The following is a 21,211-nucleotide window of genomic DNA, read 5'->3' as shown; positions in this document are numbered from 1 at the left end:
CAACGAGCGGCGCGGCACTCGGGTTACGCACTCACGATGATCTGACCGACCGGGTGCAGGTGATCACCAAGAGTGAGCGCATGACGGCGTGGGACGGGGCGTCGGTTCATGTGGACAGGGGGGTCAGCGGGCGTCTTCGGGGAGCAGCCGCGCGAGGGTGCGGACCGCGCGGTACTGGAGGGTCTTGATCGCGCCCTCGTTCTTGCCCATGACGCGGGCGGTCTCGGCGACCGAGAGGCCCTGGAGGAAGCGCAGCGTGACGCACTCCTGCTGTTGGGGGTTGAGCTTGCGTACCGCCTCCAGGAGGGCGGCGTTGGAGAGCGATTCGAGGACCGAGTCCTCGGGGCTGCGCTCGACCTCGTTGGCGTCGAGCATCTCTCCGGTGGTGACTTCCAGGCGGAAGCGGGAGGACTTGAAGTGGTCGGCGACGAGGTTGCGGGCGATGGTCACCAGCCAGGCGCCGAAGTCACGGCCCTGCCAGGTGAACGTGCCGATCCGGCGCAGGGCGCGCAGAAAGGTCTCGCTGGTCAGGTCCTCGGCCGTGGCGCGGCCGCCCACGCGGTAGTAGATGTACCGGTAGACGGTGTCGGCATACTGGTCGTAGAGGCGGCCGAAGGCTTCGGCCTCACCGGCCTGGGCTCGTTCGACGAGGTCCATCATGCGACGGCTGTCGCTGTCGGCGGGGCGACGGGCGGTGGTCGTGCCGGTGCCGGAGCGGCGGGTTCTGCCGGCGGCCTTTCCGACCGCAGCACTCCCGTCGGCCAGGGCGTAGCAGGGTCCGGCGGCGGGGACGGCTGAGGCGAATGCGGGGACGGCGTACGCGGTGGGGACAAAACTGCGCAGGTGGTCGACGAGTGTCGTACGCAGCGTAGCCAGGCCCGAGGCGTCAACCCCGACGTGTGGGTACACGGGACTCCCAGAGGCAGAGCTTCCATCACGTGCAGTGCGGGACCGTTCACTCGTCGTAGGGACGTGTGGGTTCCGGATTGCGTCTGAGGAGAATAACGCTTCGTACAGGCAGCGCTACACCCAGTTGCTCAAATCATCGATTAGTTACGGTCCGTGCCGGGTTGGTGGCAGATCAAGTATCGATTACTGAGCAACTATTGATCGGAAGGGAACGCAATCTGCCTGGTTGGAAGGCGTGTTGTGGCTGACCGAGAGCAGCGGGACTGAGGGGACGGCACGGGGGGTAGGGAGAGGGGATGGCCGTCCCGTCGGTTCGGTGATCAGGCCTGGTCAGCGGCGTCGGCGCTGGAGCGCGACCGCGGCCGCGGCGCCGCCGGCGAGGGCGCCGACCCCGGCCGCCGCCGGGATGCCGATCTTGGCCGCTTTCCGGCCGGTGCGGTAGTCGCGCAGCCGCCAGCCCTGCTCCCGGGCGTGCTTGCGCAGCCTGCTGTCGGGATTGATCGCATACGGGTGCCCGACGAGCGAGAGCATCGGGATGTCGTTGGCGGAGTCGCTGTAGGCGGCGCAGTGCGAGAGGTCCAGGCCCTCGGCCGCCGCCAGTGCGCGGACCGCCTCGGCCTTGGCCGGGCCGTGCAGCGGCTCGCCGACCAGTTTGCCCGTATAGACACCGCCGACGGACTCGGCGACGGTGCCCAGCGCGCCGGTCAGGCCGAGGCGGCGGGCGATGATCGTGGCGGTCTCCACGGGGGCCGCGGTCACCAGCCAGACCTTCTGGCCGGCGTCGAGGTGGGCCTGGGCCAGGGCGCGGGTGCCGGGCCAGACCCGTTCGGCCATGTACTCGTCGTAGATCTCCTCGCCGATGGACATCAGCTCGGCGACGCGATGGCCCTGGACGATGGACAGCGCGCTGTTGCGGACGTCCGCCATGTGCTCGGGGTTCTCCGAGCCGGCCAGCCGGAAGTAGATCTGCTGCCAGGCGAAGCGGGCCAGGTCGCGCTTGTGGAAGAAGTGCCGTTTGTAGAGGCCGCGGCCGAAGTGGAAGAGCGCGGCGCCCTGCATGACGGTGTTGTCCAGGTCGAAGAAGGCGGCGGCTGCCGTGTCCCCGACGACCGGGAATTCGGGCTCCGCCGGGGTCTCCTCGACGGGCGGGGCCTCCTGGGAGGACTTGCGGGCGGCCTCGGCCGCGGCCTCGCCGGCCAGCACGCTGCGGGCCGTGGCGGGGCGTCGGCGGCGAGGGATCCAGCCCAGGTCGAAGAGCGCCCCGGAGGGCATCCAGCCGGATCGGCGAGCGGGCGACATGCCGACAGCGTAGCCAGTTTGTTCGGTGCAGCCGGTTACGGGCGCGTGTCAGGAGGGCCGGGAGAGGGGGAAGGGTGCATTACGGCCACCTCGCGGGCACTGCTGCGGGGCCGTAGGGGGTGGGCGAACACTTCCCGTAAGGGTCGGGCGAGCCCCCTGCGGGCCACAACGAGGCCGGGGGAGGGGGTGTTCCCGGGGTGGCCGCCACGTGGCCGGGGAGGGGGCTTGCCGGGGCGGGTTTCGGGGGCCGGGCTCAGGCGCCCAGGGCCGTACGCAGCCGTTTCGGGTCGACGCGCCAGAAGTCGTGCTGGGCGCCGTCGACGAGGATGACCGGAATCTGCTCCCAGTACTTGCGGTGCAGCTCGGGGTCCTCGGTGATGTCTTTCCGCTCCCACGACGCGCCGGTCTCGGCGCAGACCTTCTCGATCACGGCCTGGGCGTCGTCGCAGAGGTGGCAGCCCGGCTTGCCGACGAGGGTGACCATCCGGTCGGCGGGATTCTTGCGGGGGCTGCGGCTGAACAAGGGGGCCATGGAGCCATTGTGCCGGGTCACGGCGGTGCCCGGTGCGGCCGGATTCGATTACCATCGGTGGGCGATTTGTAGGTTTCCGGGGGTATAGCGGTGAGGAGTGAGGGCGCGTGCTCCCGTCGGTGCTACCCGCTGAGACGGGTGGCGCGAGTGAACGGTGTGACGTGGGAGTTGGTTCCGCGGAGGCCTGTAATCGCCGCGTGACCCCGGTCACTTTGGGCGGACAAAACGGACACCATCTTTGTGCACGCGTTCACAAAGACATAGCCTGCACAAGACAGGGCGGTCGGGTTCCATACGGTCGCCCGCAGCCCCGCTCTACCCGCAGGAGCACCGTGGCAACTGGCCGAACTCACCGACCGGCGACCCGAAGCCGAGGCATTCCCGAGGCCACCGTCGCCCGTCTTCCGCTGTATCTGCGTGCACTGACCGCGCTCTCCGAGCGCTCGGTACCCACGGTCTCCTCCGAGGAGCTCGCGGCCGCGGCGGGGGTCAACTCCGCCAAGCTGCGCAAGGACTTCTCCTACCTCGGCTCGTACGGGACCCGCGGCGTCGGCTACGACGTCGAGTACCTCGTCTACCAGATCTCGCGTGAACTGGGGCTGACCCAGGACTGGCCGGTTGTCATCGTCGGTATCGGTAATCTCGGCGCCGCCCTCGCCAACTACGGCGGCTTCGCCTCGCGCGGGTTCCGCGTCGCCGCGCTGATCGACGCCGACCCGGCCATGGCCGGCAAGCCCGTCGCGGGCATCGCGGTCCAGCACACCGATGAGCTGGAGCACATCATCGAGAGCAACGGCGTCTCGATCGGCGTCATCGCCACGCCGGCCGGGGCCGCCCAGCAGGTCTGCGACCGCCTGGTCGCGGCCGGTGTCACCTCGATCCTCAACTTCGCGCCGACCGTGCTGACCGTGCCCGACGGGGTGGACGTGCGCAAGGTCGACCTGTCGATAGAGCTCCAGATCCTCGCCTTCCACGAGCAGCGCAAGGCAGGCGAGGAGGTCGGGCCCGACGGCGGTGGGCCGGCGGCCGCCGCCCGCGCCGCGGCGGCGGACGATCGCAAGGGACCTGACGGGGACATGCCCGCCGTGATGCCGGCATGACACTCCTGGTCGTCGGACTGAGCCATCGCAGCGCGCCGGTGAGCGTGCTGGAGCGGGCCGCGCTCGCCCCGGAGGCGCGCGGCAAGCTGCTCCAGGACGCGGTGTCGGCCGAACCGGTCACCGAGTCCGCGGTGCTCTCCACCTGCAACCGCATCGAGCTCTACGCCGACGTGGACAAGTTCCACGCCGGTGTCGCCGAGCTGTCCACCCTCCTGGCCCGGCACAGCGGCGCCGGCCTGGAGGAGCTCACCCCTTATCTCTACGTCCACTACGAGGACCGGGCGGTCCACCACCTCTTCTCGGTGGCCTGCGGCCTGGACTCGATGGTCGTCGGCGAGGGCCAGATCCTCGGGCAGATCAAGGACGCGCTGGCCGTCGCGCAGGAGCAGCACACCGCGGGCCGGCTGCTGAACGATCTGTTCCAGCAGGCCCTGCGGGTGGGCAAGCGCGCGCACAGCGAGACTGGTATCGACAAGGCCGGCCAGTCGCTGGTCACCTTCGGGCTGGAGCAGCTCGCGGCCGGCCGGGACGTCGAGGACTGGGCGCGCGGCAAGCGGGCGCTGGTCATCGGCGCCGGATCGATGTCGTCGCTGGCCGCCACCACCCTCGTACGGGCCGGTGTCGGCGAGCTGGCCGTCGCCAACCGCACCGTCGATCGCGCCGAGCGGCTGGTGCAGATCCTCACCGAGCCGGGTGGTACCGGTGCCGCCACGGGGCTCGCCGCCCGCGCGGTGGCGATGACCTCCGTCCCGGAAGAGCTGGCGCTCGCCGACATCGTGGTCTCCTGCACCGGCGCGACCGGTCTGGTCCTGGCGGGCGAGATGGTCGCCGCCGCGCGCGACGGCCGTGCGGCCCCGCTGGCGCTGCTCGATCTCGCCATGCCGCGGGACATAGATGCCGCGGTCCACCGGATCGAGGGCGCGCACCTCGTCGACATCGAGTCGCTGGCCGACGCGTCCGCGGACGCACCGATGGCGGCCGACGTGGACAAGGTGCGCGGCATCGTCTCCGACGAGGTCGCCGCTTTCGGCGCAGCCCAGCGGGCCGCGCACATCACCCCCACCGTGGTCGCCCTGCGCACCATGGCCGCGGACGTCGTCGCCGGTGAGATCTCCCGGCTCGACGGCCGCCTTCCCGACCTGGACGACAAGCAGCGCGCCGAGATCACCCAGACCGTGCGCCGCGTCGTCGACAAACTCCTGCACGCGCCCACTGTCCGGGTCAAGCAGCTGGCCAGCGAGCCCGGCGGCGCCGGGTACGCGGACGCCCTGCGGGAACTCTTCGACCTCGACCCCCAGACGGTCGCCGCCGTCAGCCGGGCCGACACGCGCGCCGACAGGCACGATGTACGGGAGCGGGCATGACCGACAGCACCACGAGAGCACTGCGGCTGGGCACGCGGCGCAGCAAGCTCGCCATGGCCCAGTCCGGGCAGGTCGCCGAGGCGGTGCATGCGCTGACCGGCCGCCCCGTCGAGCTGGTGGAGATCACCACCTACGGCGACACCTCCCGCGAGCACCTCGCACAGATCGGCGGCACCGGCGTGTTCGTCTCCGCGCTGCGCGACGCGCTGCTCGCCGGGGAGATCGACTTCGCCGTCCACTCGCTCAAGGACCTGCCCACCACGCAGCCCGAGGACCTGACCCTGGCCGCGATACCCGTACGGGAAGACCCCCGGGACGCACTGATCGCCAGGGACGGGCTCACCTTCGAGCAGCTGACCGCCGACGAGAGCAAGGTCGCCCGTATCGGCACCGGCTCGCCGCGGCGGATGGCGCAGCTGAACGCCTGGGCAAGGTCGCTGGGCCGGCGTGTGGAGACCGTGCCGATACGCGGGAACATCGACACCCGCATCGGCTTCGTCGAAAAGGGCGAACTGGACGCGGTCGTACTGGCCGCCGCCGGACTCACCCGCATCGGCCGGATCGACGAGGCGACGCAACTGCTGTCGCCCGATGTGGTTTTGCCTGCCCCCGGCCAGGGGGCGCTGGCGATCGAGTGTGCCGCGGTCAACGCGGACGTCGCCGCCCGGCTCGCCGAGCTCGACGACCCGGACACCCGGGCCGCCGTGACCGCCGAGCGATCCCTGCTCGCCGCCCTGGAGGCCGGCTGTTCCGCACCCGTCGGAGCACTGGCCGACCTTTCCCCAAGCTCTCGACTCCGCTCGAGCAGGGAAGGCCCCAAGGCTGACGAGCAGGCTGTCACCGAATTGCATCTGCGCGGTGTCGTCGGCACGACCGACGGCAGCACGCTGGTGCAGATGTCCACCACCGGGCACGTACCCGCCTCTCCCGACGATGTTGCGACCCCACTGAACATGGGCCGTGAACTCGCCGCCGAGATGCTCGCAAAGGGTGCGGCCGGTCTTATGGGGGAGCGAGCACTTTGAACCCCACCGCCCCAAACCACTCCGCCTCCGGTCAGGTCACCTTCCTGGGTGCCGGGCCGGGAGACCCGGGTCTGCTGACGCTGCGTGCCGTGGAGGCGCTGGCCTCCGCGGACGTACTGATCGCCGACCCGCAGGTGCTGGACGTCGTGCGCGTGCATGCCCGCGCACAGGTGGACACACCACTACAGGCATCAGCTGACGAGGCGTCAATCCCCGCCGACGTCCCGGCCCTTAGGGACACCGCCAATCTTGTCATGGCGGCCGCCCGTGCGGGCAAGCGGGTCGTACGTGCCGTCAGCGGAGATCCCGGCCTGGACGGGTACGTCGCCGAGGAGATGCTGGCCTGCGCCGCCGAAGGCATCGTCTTCGAGGTCGTGCCCGGTATCGCCGCGGCCGTCGGCGTGCCCGCGTACGCCGGTGTCCCGCTGCGGGACGCCGAGGGCACCGACGTCCGCTTCGTCGACGCCCGCACCGCCGATGCGCGCTGCTGGGCCGAGGTGGGTGCCAGCGACGCCACCGCCGTCGTCTCCACCTCCCTCGACTCGGTGGCCGCGGCCGCCGGTGAGCTGGTGTCCGCGGGCCGCAAGCCCGACACCCCGCTGACCGTCACCGTCGCCGGCACCACCACCCGCCAGCGCACCTGGACCGCCACCCTCGGGTCGGTCGCGCAGGTGCTCAAGGCCGCCAAGGTGCTGCCGTCGCCGGACGGCGGCCAGCCGGTCATAGCCGTGGTCGGTGAGCGCAGTGCCGCCGCGCAGCGCGACCGCCTTTCGTGGTTCGAGTCCAAGCCGCTCTTCGGCTGGCGGGTGCTCGTGCCGCGTACGAAGGAGCAGGCCGCGTCGCTCTCCGACCAGCTCGTCTCGTACGGCGCGGTGTCGCACGAGGTCCCGACCATCGCCGTCGAACCGCCGCGCACCCCGCAGCAGATGGAGCGCGCGGTCAAGGGCCTGGTCACCGGCCGCTATGAGTGGATCGCCTTCACCTCGGTCAACGCCGTCAAGGCCGTCCGGGAGAAGTTCGAGGAGTACGGCCTCGACGCCCGCGCGTTCGCCGGGATCAAGGTCGCCGCGGTCGGCGAGCAGACCGCCAAGGCGCTGGTTGCCTTCGGTGTGAAGCCCGACCTGGTGCCGAGCGGTGAGCAGTCCGCCGCCGGTCTGCTGGAGGACTGGCCGCCCTACGACCCGGTCTTCGACCCGATCGACCGCGTCTTCCTGCCGCGTGCCGACATCGCCACCGAGACCCTGGTCGCCGGGCTGATCGAGCTGGGCTGGGAGGTCGACGACGTCACCGCCTACCGGACGGTGCGCGCCTCGCCGCCGCCGGCCGAGACCCGGGAAGCCATCAAGGGCGGCGGCTTCGACGCGGTGCTCTTCACGTCCTCGTCGACCGTGCGGAACCTCGTCGGGATCGCCGGCAAGCCGCACAACGTGACGGTGATCGCCTGTATCGGCCCGGCCACCGCCAAGACCGCCGAGGAGCACGGACTGCGGGTGGACGTCATGTCGCCCGAGCCGTCGGTGCACAAGCTGGCCGAGGCGCTCGCGGACTTCGGGGCGGCGCGCCGCGATGCCGCGCTGGAGGCCGGGGACCCGGTCACCCGCCCGAGCGAGCGGCGGCCCGGCTCGCGCCGGAGAGCGCGCAGCTAGCAGCGGTTCGTACGGCTCGGAAGGGCGCCTCTCTTGGGGGGCGCCCTTCTGCTTGTCCGGGTGCCCGTCGTCCGGACCGCCGGTGGTCCGGTGAGCCCGCTGTCGCGGCCCTGAACGGGCGCCGGAGGGGGCCGGGCCTGCCGACGACGCGTCGGCAAAGGCAGGTGGAAAGCGGGCGTAGCGTGGGCGGTATGACGAAGTACGGAAGCTTCCCAGGGGCGCGGCCGCGGCGCCTGCGCACCACTCCCGCCATGCGGCGGATGGTCGCGGAGCACCGGCTGCATCCGGCGGACCTGATCCTCCCGGCGTTCGTCCGGGAGGGGATCAGCGAGCCGGTGCCGATCTCCGCCATGCCGGGCGTCGTCCAGCACACCCGCGACACGCTGCGCAAGGCCGCCGTCGAGGCGGTCGAGGCCGGGGTCGGCGGGATCATGCTGTTCGGGGTGCCGGAGGACGCGAAGAAGGACGCGGCGGGCACGGTGGGCACCGACCCGGACGGCATCCTCCAGGTCGCTATCCGGGACGTGCGGGCCGAGGTCGGCGACGACCTCGTGATCATGTCGGATCTGTGCCTGGACGAGTACACCGACCACGGGCACTGCGGTGTCCTGGACGCCGAGGGCCGGGTCGACAACGACGCCACGCTGGAGCGCTACGCCGAGATGGCGCAGGTCCAGGCCGATGCGGGCGTCCATGTGGTGGGCCCCAGCGGGATGATGGACGGCCAGGTCGGCGTCATCCGGGACGCACTGGACCAGACCGGCCACGAGGACGTCTCGATCCTGGCCTACACGGTGAAGTACTCCTCCGCCTTCTTCGGCCCCTTCCGCGAGGCCGTCGGCTCGTCCCTCAAGGGCGACCGCAAGACCTACCAGCAGGACCCGGCCAACCTCCGCGAGTCGCTGCGCGAGCTGGCGCTCGACCTGGAGGAGGGCGCCGACATGGTGATGGTCAAGCCGGCGCTGCCCTACCTGGACGTGCTGGCGAAGATCGCGGACGAGGTGGACGTGCCGGTGGCCGCGTACCAGATCTCCGGTGAGTACGCGATGGTCGAGGCGGCCGCCGAGAAGGGCTGGATCGACCGGGACAAGGCGATCCTGGAGACGCTGACCGGCATCAAGCGGGCCGGCGCGAACATGATCCTGACGTACTGGGCGACGGAGGCCGCGCGGGGGCTGTGAGGCACCCGGCGACCGTCCGCCGCAGCCGCTCCCGTCCCCGGGTTCCGGGGGCGGGAGCTTTGCTGTGTGACGTTTTGTCCGTCTGGTTCCGGGCACGCACCGGTTGTCGGGAAGACCGCGACCGGACCGAGGAGCGGGTCACCATGACTGCCAAGCGCAAGATGCAGGCCAAGGGCGCCCAGGTCATCGGCGCCATGAAGGAAGTCGTCGGCAAGGCGACGCACAACCGCAAGCTGCAGGCCGAGGGCAAGGCGGAGAAGACCGCCGGCCAGGGCCTCGATGTGAGCGAGAAGACCAAGGACGAGGTCCGCAAGCGCTGGCCGTGAGGCCGGCTCTCCGTCCTCGGCCCGGAAACGGCCAACGGCCCCGTACCTCACCTACGAGGTACGGGGCCGTTGGGCCGAGACGGGCCGCGCGCCGGTCAGAGGCGCTCGGGCGTCCGGATGCCGAGCAGGGCCATGCCCTGGTGGAGCGTGCGGGCGGTCAGCTCGCACAGGAACAGCCGGTTGGCGATCTGGTCCGGGCCGCCCTCGGCCTTCAGGACCGGGCACTGGTCGTAGAAGGTGGTGAAGAGCGAGGCCAGGCTGTAGAGGTAGGCGGCGAGCTTGTGCGGCTCGTAGGCCTCGGCGGCCTCGGCGACGGTCTCCCCGAACTGGTCGAGGTGCAGGCCCAGCGCCCGCTCCGCCGGGGCCAGCGGCAGCTCCGGGTGCGCCGCGGGGGCCGCGTCACCGGCCTTGCGGAAGATCGACCGGATCCGGGCGTAGGCGTACTGGAGGTACACCGAGGTGTCGCCGTTCAGCGAGACCATCTGGTCCAGGTCGAACTTGTAGTCCCGGCTCGGCGACGTCGACAGGTCCGCGTACTTCACCGCGCCGATGCCGACCTGCGCACCGTTCTCGGTGATCTCCTGCTCGGTCAGGCCGATCGACGCGCCCTTCTCGCGCACCACCGCGGTCGCCCGCTCGGCCGCCTCGTCGAGCAGGTCCTCCAGGCGTACGGTCTCGCCCGCCCGGGTCTTGAACGGCTTGCCGTCCGCACCGAGGACCGTGCCGTAGCCCATGTTGTGCGCGGTGATGTCGTCGCTCAGCCAGCCCGCCCGGCGGGCCGTCTCGAAGACCATCCGGAAGTGCAGCGACTGGCGGACGTCGACGACGTACAGCAGCGTCGTCGCCTTCAGGTCGAAGACGCGGTTGCGGATCGCGGAGAGATCGGAGGCCGCGTAGCCGAAGCCGCCGTCCGCCTTCTGCACGATCAGCGGCACCGGCTGGTCGTCCTTGCCGCGGATCTCGTCGAAGAAGACCACCAGCGCGCCCTCGGAGCGGACGGCGACGCCCGACTCCTCCAGCAGCCGCGCCGTCTCGGTCATCATGTCGTTGTACGCGGACTCGCCGACGATCTCGTCGTCGCGGATCTCCATGTCCAGCTTCTCGAAGACCGAGTAGAAGTAGACCTTCGACTCGTCCACGAACCGCTGCCACAGGTCGAGGGTCTCCGCGTCGCCGGACTGGAGCGCCACGACCCGCTTGCGGGCCCGCTCCTTGAACTGCTCGTCGGTGTCGAAGACGGCGCGCGAGGCCTTGTAGACGCGGTTGAGGTTGCTCATCGCCTGCTCGCCGTCGACGTCGGCCGCCGGGGCCAGCTCGCCGGGGTTCTCGATCAGGTACTGGATGAGCATGCCGAACTGGGTGCCCCAGTCGCCGATGTGGTGCCGGCCGATCGTCTGCTCACCGGTGAAGTCCAGGAGGTGGCGCAGGGCGTCGCCGATGACCGCGGAGCGCAGGTGCCCGACGTGCATCTCCTTGGCGACGTTCGGCTGGGCGTAGTCGATGACCGTGACGCCGGGATTCTCCTTCAGCGGGACGCCGAGCCGGTCGTCGTCGGCGCGCGCGGCCAGCGTCTGGGTGATCGCCCGGTCGGTGATCGTGATGTTGAGGAAGCCGGGACCGGAGACCTCGACCTCCTTGAAGAGGGCGTTCTCGCCGATCTCCGCGACGACCTTGGTCGCCAGCTCCCGCGGATTGCCCTTGAGCTTCTTCGCCAGCGCCAGCATGCCGTTGGCCTGGAAGTCGGCCCGGTCGCTGCGTCGCAGCAGCGGGTCGGCGGAGCCGGCCTCCGGCAGGGCTGCCGAGAGGGCGTCCGCGACGCGCTGGTGGACCGAAGCTGCGAGCGAGGTGACCGAGGCCATGGAGATGAGCTCTCTTCCAGAGGGAGGTGTCGCTGGAGTGGAAAGGGTTTGCCAATGAGTATCCCACGGCACTACCACTGATTTTCCGTCTGGGAGAATGGGCACCGTCAGGCTTTTGTGCGTCGAACGCGCAAGACGGCGCAACGAGGATCATTCAGGAAGAGGAAGGGCCGATCGTGGCTCAGCAGAGCACCGAGACCGACTGGGTCTCCAGGTTCGCGGACGAGGTCATTGCCGAGGCGGAGCGCCGCGCCCCCGGCAAACCAGTCGTCTGCGCCTCGGGCCTGAGCCCGTCCGGCCCGATCCACCTGGGCAACCTCCGCGAGGTCATGACCCCGCACCTGGTCGCCGACGAGATCCGCCGCCGCGGCTACGAGGTCCGCCACCTCATCTCGTGGGACGACTACGACCGCTACCGCAAGGTCCCGGCCGGCGTCGCGGGCGTCGACGAGTCCTGGGCCGAGCACATCGGCAAGCCGCTGACCTCCGTCCCGGCCCCGGCCGGTTCGGCGTACGCGAACTGGGCCGAGCACTTCAAGGCCGCGATGAGCGAGGCGCTCGCCGAGCTGGGCGTCGAGTACGACGGCATCAGCCAGACCGAGCAGTACACCTCCGGGGTCTACCGCGAGCAGGTCCTGCACGCGATGAAGCACCGCGCGGACATCGACGCGATCCTGGCCCAGTACCGCACGAAGAAGGCCCCGGCGAAGAAGTCGCAGAAGCCGGTGGACGAGGCCGAGCTGGAGGCCGCCGAGGGCTCCGGCGCGGCCGGTGAGGACGACGGCAGCGGCGGCTCGGCGGGCTACTTCCCGTACAAGCCGTACTGCGGGCAGTGCGCCAAGGACCTCACCACGGTCACCTCGTACGACGACGAGACCACCGAGCTCGCCTACACCTGCACCGAGTGCGGCTTCGGCGAGACGGTCCGGCTGAGCGAGTTCAACCGCGGCAAGCTGGTCTGGAAGGTCGACTGGCCGATGCGGTGGGCCTACGAGGGCGTGATCTTCGAGCCGTCCGGTGTCGACCACTCCTCGCCCGGCTCGTCCTTCGTCGTCGGCGGCCAGATCGTCCGCAAGATCTTCGGCGGCGAGCAGCCCATCGGCCCGATGTACGCCTTCGTCGGCATCAGCGGCATGGCCAAGATGTCCTCGTCGCGCGGCGGGGTGCCGACCCCGGGCGATGCGCTGAAGATCATGGAGGCGCCGCTGCTGCGCTGGCTGTACGCGCGCCGCAAGCCCAACCAGTCCTTCAAGATCGCCTTCGACCAGGAGATCCAGCGGCTCTACGACGAGTGGGACAAGCTGGAGGCCAAGGTCGCGGACGGCACGGTGCTGCCGGCCGACGCCGCCGCGTACTCCCGCGCGGCCCGCACCGCCGCCGGTGAGCTGCCCCGTACGCCGCGCCCGCTGCCGTACCGCACCCTCGCCTCGGTCGCGGACATCACGGCCGGCCACGACGAGCAGACGCTCCGGATCCTGAGCGAACTGGACCCGGCCAACCCCGTCACGTCCCTGGACGAGACCCGGCCGCGGCTGGCCAAGGCGGAGTACTGGATCGCCACCCAGGTCCCGGCCGAGCAGCGCACCATCGTCCGCGACGAGCCCGACGCGGAGCTGCTTAGCACCCTCGACGAGCAGTCCCGTGGCTCGCTGCGGCTGCTGCTCGACGGCCTCGACGAGCACTGGTCGCTGGACGGTCTGACCACGCTGGTCTACGGCGTGCCGAAGGTCCAGGCGGGCCTGGAGCCGGACGCCAAGCCGACCCCGGAGCTGAAGACCGCCCAGCGGGCGTTCTTCGCCCTGCTCTACAACCTGCTGGTCGGCCGGGACACCGGGCCGCGGCTGCCCACCCTGCTGCTGGCCGTCGGCGCCGACCGGGTGCGCAAGCTGCTCGGCGGATGACGGCCGTCGGAGCGCCGCTGCCGTGGAGTCGTAGACACCCCGGCGCGCTCTCCGACTGAGGGAGGAGACGGGTTCGGCCCCGGGGACGAGGATTCCCGGGGCCGAACGCTGCACGCTGGAGCCATGAGAGGGTTAATCGGCTTCATCGTCATGATCCAGGGCGCGATGGGATTCATCGGCCAGGTCTTCTTCGACGGCGCCTGGGGACTGCTGCCCCACTGGTTCAGCCTGCCGTCCCCCGCCTACGTCGGCCTCTTCGCGGCCGGTGCGGCGCTGGCCGTATGGGGCGACACCGCCAGGAAGCGCAAGCAGCAGCAGGAGCGGTCGGGGGCGGCGTAGGGGCGGGCCCTACGGGATGTACTCCCCCCAGATGCGCGTTACGCGATGTGTTCGTCCATCAGCTCCGCGTTGAGGCGGTCGCTGAACTGGTCCATGTAGCGGTTCAGGTCCCGTGCCTGGAGGCGCATCCCGTACTGCGCTTGCAAATTCGCCGCGAACGCGCCCGGTGTCGGCATGCCTTCGCCCTCTATCGAGTGCCGGAACACCTGGTACAGGTCCTCGTCGGTCGGGGCCGCGGCCGGTGCCTGGGCAGTCTGCGGGTCCGCCTCGGGGGTGCCCTTGCCGAGCGGACGCGTGCCACCTGCACCGGTCGGCACCGGGACCTGCGGCTCGGACTCCGGAGCGCGTGGCGCCGGTACGGGGACCTGCTCGTGCGCCGGCACCTGCTGCTGCGGGTCGTACGAGAGCTGAGGATCCTGCTCCGGGACGTACGTCGGGTCGTAGTCACCCTGATACGTCACCTGCTGCTGCGCCGCGAACCACTGGCTCGGCATCTCCTCGGCCGGCTCCTGGGCCGTCGGCTCCAGAGCGGGCGTCACCGACTGCCGCGGCGCCGGCATCAACTGCGGTTCGATGCCCGCCGCGGCAAGCCCAGCGGGAGCGGTCTCCGCCAGCGGTACCCCGTACCGGGCGAGCCGCAGCGGCATCAGGGACTCCACGGGAGCCTTACGACGCCAGGCCCGCCCGAAGCGCGAACGCAGGCGTGCCTGGTACACGAGCCGTTCCTGCTCCAGTTTGATCACCGCGTCGTAGGACCGCAGTTCCCACAGCTTCATTCGCCGCCACAACAGGAACGTCGGGACCGGCGACAGCAGCCAGCGCGTGAGACGCACACCCTCCATGTGCTTGTCCGCCGTGATGTCGGCGATCCGCCCGACGGCGTGCCGGGCGGCCTCGACGGTGACGACGAACAGCACCGGGATGACGGCATGCATGCCCATGCCCAGGGGGTCGGACGCCACGGCGGCATTGAACGCCACCGTCGCGACCGTCAGCAGCCACGCTGCCTGGCGCAGCAGCGGGAAGGGCATGTGGATCCACGTCAGCAGCAGATCCAGCGCGAGCAGGACACAGATGCCCGCGTCGATGCCGATGGGGAAGAAGTAGGCGAAGTCGCCGAAGCCCTTCTTGACGGCCAGTTCCCGCACGGCCGCGTAGGAGCCGGCGAAGCCGATGCCGGCGATGACGACCGCGCCGGTGATGACCACCCCGATGAGTATCCGGTGTGTGCGTGTCAGCTTCAGTGGCGCGGCCACCCGAGAACCCCTCTTAGTCGGTCTGTTGCGAGCGACAGCCTGGCACATGAGTACGGGCGGGCGGGTGCCGGTACGGAGGGGGCCGGGTCACGATTGGGCTCTGGCCGGGGCGGGCCGGGGGCCGGCCGGGGGCCGGCCGGAGGCGCTTCACCTCGATGGTGCGGCTATGGACGCGCCCGTGCCCCACCGGGAGTGCCCCCGGCCGCGGGGCCGGGGGCACGGGCGGTGTCGCTTCGATCAGCCGTTGGCCTTGGCGGCGGCGGTGACCGCTTCCTTGGCGGCGGCCTGGGCCTTCTTCAGCAGGTCGGCGCCCTTGGGGGCGTCCGCGCCCGCCAGGCCGGCGCCGTTGTAGTTGAGCGTGACGACGATGTTGGAGGTGCGGGCTATGACGGTGGTGTTCTTGAAGTCATTGCCCTCCTTCTTCACGTCGTAGGTGATCGCGGTCGCCTCGTCGCCGGTGCCGGACGTCTTCACGGACGTCAGCTTCTTGGCGTCCTTGGTGTCCTTCGCGTCGATGACCTGCTTGGTGTAGAAGTCCGTGGCGCGCTTCTCGCCGGAGCCGATGCCCGGGTCGGAGTCGTAGCGCTGGTAGCCGACGTCCAGCCAGCGGAACTGGGTGCCGTCGACGCCGTTCTCGTCGGAGCTGCTCCAGGAGCAGGTGCCGTGCGCGGCGTTGTCCCTGGAGTTGCCGCGCTCCCCGGAGGCGTCCTTCGCCTTGGGCAGCATCTTCTTGACGGTGTCCTTGGAGAACGCCTCGCACGGGTTCGGCAGCTTCTTGAACTTCGCCGGCGCGACGGTCGGCGAGGGCTTGGCCGCGCCGCTGGACTTGGCGGAGGCGGAGGCGTCACCGGAGCTGTCGCTGTCCGAGCCGGAGCAGCCGGCGACGAGCAGCACCGGTACTGCTGCGCAGGTGAGAAGGCTGGCGAGTCGCTTGGCTGAACGGTGCATGGTTCCTTCGCTGTTCGTCGTCATCCGGCCGGCATGGCGCGCGGCCGTGGCGGTGGCCCGCCTTTCCTCGCGTACGGGCTGGGGCGTGTCTGCCCTAGGGGCACGGTACGCGGCGCGGCGAGGTGGGTGACCGATTCCTGTCGATGAGCGCGACGCCCAAAGCGGGCGCAAATCCTCGTACTTGTCGATTCAGGCAATGCGCTCGATACGGACTATTCGCTGAGGCTCTCCGACAGCTCGCCGGCCAGCGAACGGGCCTTGTCCTGCAATTCCTGGCTCTCCGGCAACATCGTCTTGTCCGTCGACCACTGGTCGTAGGTGAGCGTCACGATGACGTTCGACGTGCGAAAGACCACAGTGACGTCGCGGTGCACACCCGAGTCCGCTGTGACCAATTTGTCATTGAGGAAGGCCGCGTCCCCGAGGTCGTCCAGGACGCGCGGGGCGGTGGAGTCGCTCAGGCCCGCGCTGGGGTCCGCGCTGGGGTCCGTGGCGGGGGCGGACGACCCCGAGGGGCTCCCGGAGGGCGCCTTCTCCTTCTTGCCCGTCGAGCTGTTCGTGGTGGTGCCGGTGCCCGCGCCCTTGCCCGCGCCCTTGTCCTTGCCCGTGTCCTTGGTGGCGGACGGGCTCGGGTCGACGGGGGAGGGCGAGCCGTTGCCACCGGACGGGATCTTGGCGTCCAGCGCCTTGGTGTCGTAGATCCCCTGCGCCTTGCTGTCATCGCTGACGGCGGCGTCGTACGACACCACGCGCTGGATGTCGAGGCTCAGGTGGCGGGTGCCCGCGGTGGTCTCGCGGGTCCAGCGGCAGCCGACACGGCGGTCGGTGTCGTAGGTGATGTCGGGCTGACCGTCGTAGATCTTCTTGGCCTCGTCGCGCGACAGCTGCTGGCCGTCGCCGGGCAGCATGCCGCGGAGGCTGCTGCGCGCGGGCAGCCCGCATGCCTCGGGGAGGGTCTGATAGCGGCCCGGTTCGGCGGCCTGGCTCGACGTGGAGGTGCCGCCGCTCTTGGCGTCACCTACCTCGCCGTCGGAGCCGGAGCCGCCGGTGCAGGCGGTGAGGCCGGCGGCCAGGGCCGCGGCCACCACCAGTGCGGCACCGGGTACGAACGGCTTGCGTGGCATCGTTCGCGGCTCCTTTCCCTGCGAAATGCGGTTGCCGCCGGTCAGCGGCCGATGGACACAATGTCTACCGCACGTCTTGCCGCGCACGCCGGTTCACCGTCCATGATCGGATAACTTGTCCGGCTTTTGCGTTTTTCATAAATTCGGGGGAATGAGGGAGTTATGTCGTACGTCGAGGTGCCGGGTGCCCAGGTACCGATACGGATGTGGACGGACCCGTCCACGGTCGAGGACGTCGCGATGCAGCAGCTGCGCAATGTCGCCACCCTGCCGTGGATCAAGGGCCTGGCCGTGATGCCGGATGTCCACTACGGGAAGGGCGCCACGGTCGGCTCGGTGATCGCCATGCGCGGCGCCGTCTGCCCGGCGGCGGTCGGCGTCGACATCGGCTGCGGGATGAGCGCGGTACGGACCTCGCTCACCGCCAATGACCTGCCCGGCGACCTGTCCCGGCTGCGCTCGAAGATCGAGCAGGCGATTCCGGTGGGCCGGGGGATGCATGACGACCCGGTCGACCCGGGCCGGCTCCACGGCTTCCCGACGGCCCGGTGGGACGACTTCTGGGCGCGGTTCGACGGGGTCGCCGAAGCGGTCAAGTTCCGTCAGGAGCGGGCCACGAAGCAGATGGGGTCGCTCGGCTCGGGCAACCACTTCATCGAGTTCTGCCTCGACGACGACGGTGTGGTGTGGCTGATGCTGCACTCCGGCTCCCGCAACATCGGCAAGGAGCTCGCCGAGTTCCACATGGGCCAGGCGCAGAAGCTGCCGCACAACCAGGGCCTGGTCGACCGTGACCTCGCCGTCTTCATCGCGGACACCCCGCCGATGGCGGCGTACCGCAACGACCTGTTCTGGGCGCAGGAGTACGCGCGGCACAACCGGGACGTGATGATGGCGCTCTTCCAGGACGTCGTCCGCAAGGAGTTCAAGAAGGCGAAGGTGACCTTCGACGACGTGATCTCCTGCCACCACAACTATGTGGCGGAGGAGCAGTACGACGGCATGGACCTGCTGGTGACCCGTAAGGGCGCGATCCGGGCGGGCAGCGGCGAGTACGGGATCATCCCGGGCTCGATGGGCACCGGCTCCTACATCGTCAAGGGTCTGGGGAACGCCGCGTCCTTCAACTCCGCCTCCCACGGCGCCGGCCGCAAGATGAGCCGGAACCAAGCGAAGAAGCGGTTCTCCACGCGGGATCTGGAGGAGCAGACCCGGGGCGTGGAGTGCCGTAAGGACTCGGGTGTCGTCGACGAGATCCCGGGCGCCTACAAGCCGATCGAGAAGGTCATCGACCAGCAGCGCGACCTGGTCGAGGTCGTCGCCAAGCTCAAGCAGGTCATCTGCGTGAAGGGCTGAGCGCGGCACTCCGCGTGATCGAGCGCCCCGGACCGCATGTGGTCCGGGGCTCCCGGTTTCTGACCGTCGGTCAACGCCTGGAGCGTCCGCCGCCGGCCGGCACGTGTCCTTGCGGGAGCTGTGGTGGCATCCGCTCCCGGCCGTGATTGGACAGAGCCGAGCCGAAACCAGAAGGATCGTCGGGCAGCAGTGCCGCAGGCATCGTCGGGGGCGGGCCGGTGAAACCTGTTTTACCTCCGAGTCACGCCGCGTCGTCCCTGACACCTCGGAGGAGAACCACAGATGAGCTTCGGCAACCCGGACAACCCCTACGGCCAGCAGCCGCCGCCGGCCCCGCACCGAGCTCCGCAGCAGCCGGCCCCGTACGGCTACCCGCAACAGGCCGCGCCGGGCTACGGCTACCCGCAGCAGCCCGCGCCCGGCCACGGCTTCCCGCAGCAGCCCGTCATGCCCGCCGGGCCCGGGGCGTACGCGAGCTGGGGCAGCCGGTTCGGTGCCTTCCTGATCGACTTCCTGGTCGCCGGTCTGGTGCCGGTCCTTGCGGTCATCGCCGCGCTCGTCATGGAGAAGACGTTGTATTCGGGCTGCCTCATGGAGCATGAGTGCTACGTGGCCAGGGAGAAGGTCAGAGTCCCGATCATCATCGGCCTGCTGGTGATCGCCCTCCTGTGGGCCGTCATCGCCAACATCGTCATCCTCGTCAAGGAGGGCAAGGGCGCGTCGCCGGGCAAGAAGGCCATGAAGATCCGGCTCATACGCGAGGAGAACGGTCAGCCGCTCGGCTTCGGCCGGGCCCTGCTGCGCCGTATCTGCCACGCGCTGGACAGCGCCCCGTGCAGCATCGGCTACCTGTGGCCGGCGTGGGACGCGAAGGGCCAGACCTTCGCGGACAAGGTCATGCGCACGGTGGTCGTCAGCACCGAGTGAGCCCGGCGCCCTGACGGGTCAGCTGCGTCAAGGGGTGACCCAGCCCGCGGAGCGGCCGCCGGCCCGGGCGACCCGGCCGGCCATCGCTCCGCCGCCGGTGGCGACGCCGCCGCGGGGAATGGGGGCGGCGAAGGGCGGTATGTCCTGGCGGCATACCGCGCCGGGGGGCGGGAGGGTGCCGTCGATGAGGTAGCGGCTCTCGTAGGCGTGGACGCAGGTGCTGGGGTTGGTCAGTTCGGTGTGGCCGTAGCCATGGTGGGTGAGCAGGCGGCCATGGGCCAGTTCCTTGGCCAGGGCCTGCGCGCCCGAGTAGGGAGTGGCGGGATCGTAGGTGGTGCCGATCACCAGGACGGGGTGCGCCGTCGGCTTGTTCCACGGGCCGCGGTAGCCGTTGGCGGCGACCGCCGGCCAGGTGGCACACGGCTCCCCCGCCCAGGCCCAGAAGCGTCCGGCGTCGCCCGCGCGGCGGGCGGAGGCCTCCGCCAGTGCGTGATAGGCCCCGGGATCACGCGGATTGGGGCTTTCGCCGCAGAACACCGCGGCGGCCTGTTCCTCGCCGGTGTACGGATTCGGGTTCGGGACCGGCGGCGCGGGGGGTGGCGGGGTCGGGTCCGGGGCGCGGCCCTGCCAGAGGATCTGGAGCCGGGCGGCGAGGTAGCTCCATCCGGGGGCGGCGTTGTAGAGGCTGTTCACCACGTCACCGACCGTCCGGCCGTAGGTCCACGCGCCCACCGGATGCTCCCGGAGCCGCCGCATCAGCCGGTCGAACTTGTCCCGGGTCGCCTTCGGGCTGCCCGCGGAGAAGGCGCAGCGGGCCGTGGTGGTGGCGCCGCAGTGGCTGAGGAACTGGTCCAGGGTCGCGGCCGCGCCGAGGTCCGAGCCCATCCGCAGGAACGTCGGGAGCCGGGGGGCCTCGTGTGAGCCGTGGTTCGTCCAGGCCTGGGGGTTGATGGTGCTGTCGAGGACCATGGCGCGGACCCTGCCGGGGAAGAGGTTGGCGTAGGTGGCGCCCAGGAACGTGCCGTAGGAGACCCCCAGGTAGCTGAGCTGCGGTTCGCCCACCGCCTGGCGGAGCCCGTCGAGGTCGCGCGCGGTGTCGGCGGTCGACACATGGCGCAGGAGCTGGGGGTCGCGCTGCTGACAGCGCCGGCCCAGCTCCCGGTAAGCGGCGATCCAGGCCGCCCGCTGCGCCGCGCCCACCGGGAAGCCGGCCGGTCTGCTCGCATTCCACGCGCGGGCCTCCGCGGGGCTCGCGAAGCAGTTCACCGCGGTGCTGCTGCCGATCCCGCGGGGATCCCAGCTGACGATGTCGAACCGCTCCCGCACCTCGCGCGGGAAGAACGGGTAGGTCTGCGGCATCTGGATGGTGCCCGGCCCGCCGGGGCCGCCGGGGTTGAAGAACAGGGTGCCGAGTCGGCGCCGGGGGTCGGTCGCCGTCCGCTTGACGACGGCCAGTTCGATGGTGCGGCCGCCGGGGTTGCGGTAGTCCAGGGGCACCTTCGCGGTCGCGCAGTCGAACTGGCCGCCCTGGACGCAGGGGTGCCACGCCAGCCGCGGGACAGGCCCCGTGGGCGACGGCGGACCGCCGGCCGCGGCGAGGCCCGGCCCGGCCAGGACCGTCGAGCAGGTCATGGCCGCGGTGACGACCGCGGCGTACCACCTACGGCCCGCCCGGGCCCCGGCTATGTGCATGCCTTGTCCTTCCACGGCTGAGCGCCCGACGCCTCCCATACGCGGATGCCGGCACGCTTCCGTGTCCACGACACCGTGGTCCGGCACGGTGCGCGAGCCCATCGCGGCCGAATGGCCGAGCTCCGGATCCACGGCTCGACGAGCGTGCTCCACCTGGCGGTGCGCCGGGGACCGGAGCGTAAGAAGGGCGCGTTCGGCCTGGGGTGCTTCGAGCCGGCGGTCGCGATCTGTGCGCTGGTGTGGACGCTCGTCGCGCGGGCCTGCGCGACGCCTCTGGCAGAGCCGGGTGCCGGCCCAGCGGGCCAGCCTGTTCGTGCTGGTGGCGTCCCGGGAGGCGCTGGTCTCCGTGGTGCTCGTGGTCGGCCTGTCTCCGTGGTGCTCGTGGTCGGCCTGCTGCTCGTGGGCGGGGTGTGCTTCCTCCTCATGC

The 21,211-nt window shown here is 70.7% G+C and carries 18 protein-coding genes; 10 read left to right on the top strand and 8 right to left on the bottom strand.

Annotated features, from left to right (window positions below):
- Positions 1-123: 123 nt before the first annotated feature.
- From CP981_RS18185 to CP981_RS18175, 3 genes are all read right to left on the bottom strand, one after another.
- Positions 124-909, bottom strand: coding sequence for an ECF subfamily RNA polymerase sigma factor, BldN family (locus CP981_RS18185; RefSeq protein WP_006604745.1), 786 nt, complete (start codon positions 907-909; stop codon positions 124-126).
- 330 nt (positions 910-1,239) lie between these two features.
- Complete coding sequence (locus tag CP981_RS18180; RefSeq protein ID WP_033271004.1) at positions 1,240-2,181, bottom strand: HAD family hydrolase; 942 nt, start codon at positions 2,179-2,181, stop codon at positions 1,240-1,242.
- Positions 2,182-2,461: 280 nt separating this feature from the next.
- Entirely contained in the window at positions 2,462-2,740 is a 279-nt protein-coding gene (locus CP981_RS18175) for a glutaredoxin family protein (protein ID WP_085924341.1), read from the bottom strand.
- A 332-nt stretch (positions 2,741-3,072) separates the two neighbouring features.
- Here CP981_RS18175 and CP981_RS18170 point away from each other — a divergent pair, with 332 nt between their 5' ends.
- From CP981_RS18170 to CP981_RS18145, 6 genes are all read left to right on the top strand, one after another.
- The gene (locus CP981_RS18170; RefSeq protein ID WP_085924342.1) at positions 3,073-3,840 is read left to right on the top strand and encodes a redox-sensing transcriptional repressor Rex; all 768 of its coding nucleotides are present in this window, start codon (positions 3,073-3,075) and stop codon (positions 3,838-3,840) included.
- On the top strand, positions 3,837-5,204 hold the full coding sequence (locus tag CP981_RS18165) for a glutamyl-tRNA reductase (protein ID WP_085924343.1): 1,368 nt from the start codon (positions 3,837-3,839) through the stop codon (positions 5,202-5,204). The genes CP981_RS18170 and CP981_RS18165 overlap by 4 nt, the downstream gene beginning before the upstream one ends.
- The gene (gene hemC, locus CP981_RS18160; protein WP_085924344.1) at positions 5,201-6,229 is read left to right on the top strand and encodes a hydroxymethylbilane synthase; all 1,029 of its coding nucleotides are present in this window, start codon (positions 5,201-5,203) and stop codon (positions 6,227-6,229) included. Before CP981_RS18165 ends, hemC begins: the two co-directional genes overlap by 4 nt.
- On the top strand, positions 6,226-7,875 hold the full coding sequence (locus tag CP981_RS18155) for a bifunctional uroporphyrinogen-III C-methyltransferase/uroporphyrinogen-III synthase (RefSeq protein WP_085924345.1): 1,650 nt from the start codon (positions 6,226-6,228) through the stop codon (positions 7,873-7,875). The genes hemC and CP981_RS18155 overlap by 4 nt, the downstream gene beginning before the upstream one ends.
- A gap of 191 nt (positions 7,876-8,066) precedes the next feature.
- The gene (gene hemB / locus CP981_RS18150) at positions 8,067-9,056 is read left to right on the top strand and encodes a porphobilinogen synthase (protein ID WP_085924346.1); all 990 of its coding nucleotides are present in this window, start codon (positions 8,067-8,069) and stop codon (positions 9,054-9,056) included.
- Between the two features lie 143 nt (positions 9,057-9,199).
- Complete coding sequence (locus tag CP981_RS18145) at positions 9,200-9,382, top strand: CsbD family protein (protein WP_085924445.1); 183 nt, start codon at positions 9,200-9,202, stop codon at positions 9,380-9,382.
- 95 nt (positions 9,383-9,477) lie between these two features.
- Here CP981_RS18145 and argS read toward each other — a convergent pair whose 3' ends face one another.
- Positions 9,478-11,241 (bottom strand): arginine--tRNA ligase, encoded by a 1,764-nt coding sequence (argS, locus tag CP981_RS18140; protein ID WP_085924347.1) that lies wholly within the window; start codon positions 11,239-11,241, stop codon positions 9,478-9,480.
- Between the two features lie 176 nt (positions 11,242-11,417).
- Between argS and lysS the strand changes: the two genes are divergently transcribed.
- Together lysS and CP981_RS18130 are read left to right on the top strand one after the other, a co-directional pair.
- On the top strand, positions 11,418-13,142 hold the full coding sequence (gene lysS / locus CP981_RS18135) for a lysine--tRNA ligase (protein WP_085924348.1): 1,725 nt from the start codon (positions 11,418-11,420) through the stop codon (positions 13,140-13,142).
- A 123-nt stretch (positions 13,143-13,265) separates the two neighbouring features.
- Entirely contained in the window at positions 13,266-13,481 is a 216-nt protein-coding gene (locus tag CP981_RS18130; RefSeq protein WP_085924349.1) for a hypothetical protein, read from the top strand.
- Between the two features lie 38 nt (positions 13,482-13,519).
- Here CP981_RS18130 and CP981_RS18125 read toward each other — a convergent pair whose 3' ends face one another.
- From CP981_RS18125 to CP981_RS18115, 3 genes are all read right to left on the bottom strand, one after another.
- The gene (locus CP981_RS18125; RefSeq protein WP_208852947.1) at positions 13,520-14,737 is read right to left on the bottom strand and encodes a DUF2637 domain-containing protein; all 1,218 of its coding nucleotides are present in this window, start codon (positions 14,735-14,737) and stop codon (positions 13,520-13,522) included.
- Positions 14,738-14,974: 237 nt separating this feature from the next.
- Positions 14,975-15,685, bottom strand: a complete 711-nt coding sequence (locus CP981_RS18120; protein WP_085924350.1) for a DUF3558 domain-containing protein — start codon at positions 15,683-15,685, stop codon at positions 14,975-14,977.
- A gap of 212 nt (positions 15,686-15,897) precedes the next feature.
- Positions 15,898-16,809 (bottom strand): hypothetical protein, encoded by a 912-nt coding sequence (locus tag CP981_RS18115; protein ID WP_085924351.1) that lies wholly within the window; start codon positions 16,807-16,809, stop codon positions 15,898-15,900.
- A 162-nt stretch (positions 16,810-16,971) separates the two neighbouring features.
- Between CP981_RS18115 and CP981_RS18110 the strand changes: the two genes are divergently transcribed.
- Both CP981_RS18110 and CP981_RS18105 read left to right on the top strand, forming a co-directional pair.
- Positions 16,972-18,165, top strand: coding sequence for an RtcB family protein (locus CP981_RS18110; protein WP_085924352.1), 1,194 nt, complete (start codon positions 16,972-16,974; stop codon positions 18,163-18,165).
- A gap of 282 nt (positions 18,166-18,447) precedes the next feature.
- The gene (locus CP981_RS18105) at positions 18,448-19,092 is read left to right on the top strand and encodes an RDD family protein (RefSeq protein WP_085924353.1); all 645 of its coding nucleotides are present in this window, start codon (positions 18,448-18,450) and stop codon (positions 19,090-19,092) included.
- Between the two features lie 27 nt (positions 19,093-19,119).
- On the opposite strand, the gene CP981_RS18100 is transcribed toward CP981_RS18105, so the two are convergent.
- Positions 19,120-20,784 (bottom strand): alpha/beta hydrolase, encoded by a 1,665-nt coding sequence (locus CP981_RS18100; protein ID WP_085924354.1) that lies wholly within the window; start codon positions 20,782-20,784, stop codon positions 19,120-19,122.
- Between the last annotated feature and the right edge of the window lie 427 nt (positions 20,785-21,211).

Origin of the sequence: Streptomyces platensis (genome assembly GCF_008704855.1) — a bacterium.
Lineage (GTDB): Bacteria > Actinomycetota > Actinomycetes > Streptomycetales > Streptomycetaceae > Streptomyces > Streptomyces platensis.
Note: the sequence above shows the minus strand (reverse complement) of the source record. Positions and strands in the feature narration are given on the sequence as shown.